Origin of the sequence: Lentilactobacillus parafarraginis DSM 18390 = JCM 14109, assembly GCF_001435895.1 — a bacterium.
GTDB classification, from domain to species: domain Bacteria; phylum Bacillota; class Bacilli; order Lactobacillales; family Lactobacillaceae; genus Lentilactobacillus; species Lentilactobacillus parafarraginis.
The window spans coordinates 1-2,638 of record NZ_AZFZ01000132.1 but is presented as its reverse complement, the minus strand read 5'-3'; the positions used below and the strand labels follow the sequence as shown (position 1 = coordinate 2,638).

Below are 2,638 nucleotides of genomic sequence, written 5' to 3'. Positions count from 1 at the left end.
CGCAACGAAAACTAGTTTACCAAGATATCGAAGACCGGTCAAGTAAAAATTTGAATTTCTAAAAAATTTTCTCGGCTTCATTCAGCCACTCGCCACGCATTTCTGCTAAAGAAGTAAATCCAATGGATAACTGATAGTCGGTCCAATAATGATAACGTCGCCGATGAACGGGCTTTAGATGCTTTAAAACATTCAAATTAACAGCTTGCGCACGCGTCGATAAACTAATTTTACCAGTGAATTCATCGATATCAATGATCAACGTTTCAACAGAATCACCAACCGAAAATAACTGATTAATATCGGCAACATACCCTGAACGACACTCACTGATGTGAATTAAGCCCTGGTTTTGATCTCCGAGGTCAACAAACACCCCATAGGGCTGAATTCCTGTAACGGTTCCGCGAACTTTCATGCCCACTTTTAGCACCATCATCATCTTCTTTCTTCTCATAATTGATCTACTAAAAACTTTCCACACTGATTATACCAAAAAGTTGATTTTTGTTTAAAGTCTTTTCACAACTGACAAAACAAATGAAATGTTTGGTAAAATCAATAAAAATATCGAAAGGATCTGATGCTTTGAGTACACTGATCGATTTTATTTTCCACATCGATGATCATCTGATTAACATTGTTAATACATTTGGCAATTCAACGTATATCATTCTATTTTCCATTATCTTTATCGAAACCGGGATTGTCATCTTTCCGTTCCTTCCGGGAGACTCGTTGCTGTTTGCAGCCGCAGCGTTAGCGGCAAACGCAACCTATGGGCTAAACATCTGGGCCTTCATCATCCTATTTCTGATTGCCTCGGTTGCCGGTGATTCGCTAAACTTTTACCTGGGCCGCAAATTTGGTGAACTCATCCCCAAACATCGGGTGCTTGGTAAGTTCATTAAGGAACGGGACCTCAACAAAGCACGAAGTTTCTTTGACCAATTTGGGGCCATGGCAATTTTTCTTGGAAGGTTCATGCCAATCATCAGGACCTTAATCCCCTTTGTTGCGGCAACCAGTAACTTCCCATATCGGAAATTCATCAAATACAACGCAGCTGCCTGCATATCATGGGTCGCCATCTGCTGCGGTGCGGGCTATTACTTTGGAAACATCCCGCTGGTAAAAGAAAACTTTTCAATGGTGATTATTGGAATTGTGGTCGTGTCCTTAATCCCAGCAGTCATTGGGTTTATCAAAGCAAAAATGACTCCTGAAAAATAAGCATTCTATCAGGTGATCTTCAATCAGTTCATCGCCTAAAATTAATCGAATTATCCGGTCACTAATTTAAAAATAGGAGCGTCGTAATTTCTTACAATTACAACGCTCCTATTTTTTACAACGGTTAGGAAGCTCTTCCAACAATGTAAAAGCCCATTTTTGAATCGCCCGCGCCGGGCAATGGGTTCTAAATAAATTGATCAGCCGCCCCACCATTCACGGATGAGCTTCTGTGCAACCGGCTCCTTCTAAAACAAAAAATGCCGCATGGCGGGTGGTTAACCTACCATGCGACACAATGCTTACTGCCATAAGGAGAGTACAGGATTTGAACCTGCGCGCCGGCGCAAAACCGGTTCGCCGGATTTCGAGTCCGGTGCATTACCACTCTGCCAACTCTCCACAACAGATATCATTATATCAATTGTTGAATCAGTTGTAAATTAATATGTGAATACCAGCAACAATTATTCTCAAGTAGCTAGCATTCTCATCCAATCGTTTTTGTAGCCTTAATACTTCAATAGGGTGAAGAAATCGTAGTCTTTGATCTTATCACGGCCCTTTAATTCCGTTAATTCAATTAAAAAGGCCGTTCCAACAACGATTCCGCCAAGCTTTTCAACCAAACGAATTGTTGCATCGATCGTTCCCCCGGTTGCAAGCAGATCATCGGTCACTAAAACTCGTTGACCAGGCTTCACAGCATTGGTCCGTAAATACAGTGAAGATTGACTGTACTCCGTGCCGTAGCTCTCTTCAATCGTTTCGCCGGGAAGCTTATTCTTCTTGCGGGCAGGTGAAAAGCCCACCCCCATTTGGTAAGCAACTGGGCATCCCACGATGAATCCTCGAGCTTCTGGTCCAACGATCATCTCAACATTTCGGTCCTGGGCAAATTGAACGATCTGGTCAGTTGCGGCACGATAAACGTCACCATTCTCCAACATTGGCGAAATATCCCGAAACAAGACTCCGGGCTCGGGAAAATCTGGGTAGGACGCAATGTACTTAGAAAAATCAATTGACATATTCTTTCTTCCTTTCGTCAGTCGGCCAAACAATGTTGAACGAAACTGACTAACTCATTCGTGTTAGAAGCAAGAAGTGATTTTTCAGCTTCTAACTGCTCCTCACGTAACTGATAGCTCGGAGCTGACGATAAATTCTTGGAACGATAATTTGGATTAAGATTGACGACCTCGTCCTGAACAGTAATAAAATCGAGTTCTAAAAATACCTGAATCATAAACACGATTGTTTGGCTGGCAATGTCCAAGTGATCCGCCAACTGCTGCAGGTGAGTCGCAATATTGAAATTAGGATACTGTTTAACGAACCTAAATAGTTTAGCATAAGAATGACGATCTGGCATCCTGAGCTATACCCCCAAAGTTAAAGTAAA

Annotated in this window: 4 protein-coding genes and 1 tRNA gene; 1 reads left to right on the top strand and 4 read right to left on the bottom strand. The window is 42.1% G+C overall.

Annotation, left to right across the window (positions count from 1 at the left end; translation table 11 throughout):
• Window positions 1-58: 58 nt before the first annotated feature.
• A complete protein-coding gene (locus FD47_RS14170) occupies window positions 59-457 on the bottom strand; it encodes a CvfD/Ygs/GSP13 family RNA-binding post-transcriptional regulator (RefSeq protein WP_008213708.1) in 399 nt (132 codons plus the stop codon).
• Between the two features lie 131 nt (window positions 458-588).
• Between FD47_RS14170 and FD47_RS14165 the strand changes: the two genes are divergently transcribed.
• Window positions 589-1,233, top strand: a complete 645-nt coding sequence (locus FD47_RS14165; protein ID WP_056980819.1) for a VTT domain-containing protein — start codon at window positions 589-591, stop codon at window positions 1,231-1,233.
• A 313-nt stretch (window positions 1,234-1,546) separates the two neighbouring features.
• On the opposite strand, the gene FD47_RS14160 is transcribed toward FD47_RS14165, so the two are convergent.
• The 3 genes from FD47_RS14160 to FD47_RS14150 form a co-directional block, all read right to left on the bottom strand.
• A tRNA-Ser gene (locus tag FD47_RS14160) sits at window positions 1,547-1,635 on the bottom strand.
• Between the two features lie 110 nt (window positions 1,636-1,745).
• Window positions 1,746-2,264: an adenine phosphoribosyltransferase gene (locus FD47_RS14155; RefSeq protein WP_008213702.1), complete on the bottom strand. Its 519-nt coding sequence runs from the start codon at window positions 2,262-2,264 to the stop codon at window positions 1,746-1,748.
• A gap of 17 nt (window positions 2,265-2,281) precedes the next feature.
• Complete coding sequence (locus FD47_RS14150) at window positions 2,282-2,608, bottom strand: single-stranded-DNA-specific exonuclease C-terminal domain-containing protein (RefSeq protein WP_056980818.1); 327 nt, start codon at window positions 2,606-2,608, stop codon at window positions 2,282-2,284.
• Window positions 2,609-2,638: the final 30 nt, after the last annotated feature.

Excerpts from the sequence above, each read along its gene's own strand:
- FD47_RS14170 (WP_008213708.1), bottom strand. The coding sequence starts at position 457 with ATGAGAAGAAAGAAGATGATGATGGTGCTAAAAGTGGGCATGAAAGTT.
- FD47_RS14155 (WP_008213702.1), bottom strand. The coding sequence starts at position 2,264 with ATGTCAATTGATTTTTCTAAGTACATTGCGTCCTACCCAGATTTTCCC.
- FD47_RS14150 (WP_056980818.1), bottom strand. The coding sequence starts at position 2,608 with ATGCCAGATCGTCATTCTTATGCTAAACTATTTAGGTTCGTTAAACAG.